The organism is Mycobacterium gordonae, assembly GCF_001417955.2.
GTDB lineage: Bacteria > Actinomycetota > Actinomycetes > Mycobacteriales > Mycobacteriaceae > Mycobacterium > Mycobacterium gordonae_B.
In genome coordinates, this window is record NZ_LKTM01000197.1 from 1 (window position 1) to 1282 (window position 1282).

1 pseudogene is annotated in these 1282 nt (G+C 79.1%); it reads left to right on the plus strand.

Annotated features, from left to right (window positions below):
* A pseudogene (locus AO501_RS40530) lies at positions 1-1282 on the plus strand (PE family protein); the annotation flags it as partial.

The following is a 1282-nucleotide window of genomic DNA, read 5'->3' on the forward strand; positions in this document are numbered from 1 at the left end:
ATACCGCCGGCGTAACCGGCCTGGCCCGCGCCGCTGGCGGCGGCGCCATTGCCGCCGACGCCACCGGCCCCGCCGGCGCCGGCCACCCCCGCGTTGCCGGCGACGCCGCCGGTGTTGGCGAAGCCGCCGCTGCCGGCGTCGCCACCGCGCCCACCGGTTCCACCATTGCCCGCCGTGCCCAGCGTGCCGGTGCCGCCCGCGCCGCCGGCGCCGCCCACCCCGCCATTGCCGCCGGTACCGCTGGCAACGCTGCTGAAGCCGCCGGTGTTCACACCTCCGATGCCGCCCTGTCCGCCCTGTCCGCCGTTGCCGCCGAACCCACCGGTGATGTTGATGGCGCCGCTCCCGCCGGCTCCGCCCGCGCCGCCGCTGCCACCCGCCCCGGCCGCGCCGCCATTCGCGGAGGCACCCGCACCATTACCCGCATTGCCGCCGCCACCGCCGGCACCGCCCCTGCCGCCGTCGCCGCCGGTGGCGGTAGTTGCTGCAGGGCCCGTCTTGCCAGCTCCGCCATCGCCGCCGCGGCCGCCGGCGCCACCGGCGCCGTTGGTGCCGCCCGCATCGGCGTTGCCGCCGTTACCGCCCTGACCACCCTGGCCACCGTCGAAGCCTGCCTGACCCGTGCCGGTTCCGGCGGCACCGGTGCCGCCGGAACCGGCACGGGTCAGGCAGGCTTCGACGGTGGCCAGGGTGGTCAGGGCGGTAACGGCGGCAACGCCGATGCGGGCGGCACCAACGGCGCCGGTGGCGCCGGCGGCCGCGGCGGCGATGGCGGAGCTGGCAAGACGGGCCCTGCAGCAACTACCGCCACCGGCGGCGACGGCGGCAGGGGCGGTGCCGGCGGTGGCGGCGGCAATGCGGGTAATGGTGCGGGTGCCTCCGCGAATGGCGGCGCGGCCGGGGCGGGTGGCAGCGGCGGCGCGGGCGGAGCCGGCGGGAGCGGCGCCATCAACATCACCGGTGGGTTCGGCGGCAACGGCGGACAGGGCGGACAGGGCGGCATCGGAGGTGTGAACACCGGCGGCTTCAGCAGCGTTGCCAGCGGTACCGGCGGCAATGGCGGGGTGGGCGGCGCCGGCGGCGCGGGCGGCACCGGCACGCTGGGCACGGCGGGCAATGGTGGAACCGGTGGGCGCGGTGGCGACGCCGGCAGCGGCGGCTTCGCCAACACCGGCGGCGTCGCCGGCAACGCGGGGGTGGCCGGCGCCGGCGGGGCCGGTGGCGTCGGCGGCAATGGCGCCGCCGCCAGCGGCGCGGGCCAGGCCGGTTACGCCGGCGGTAT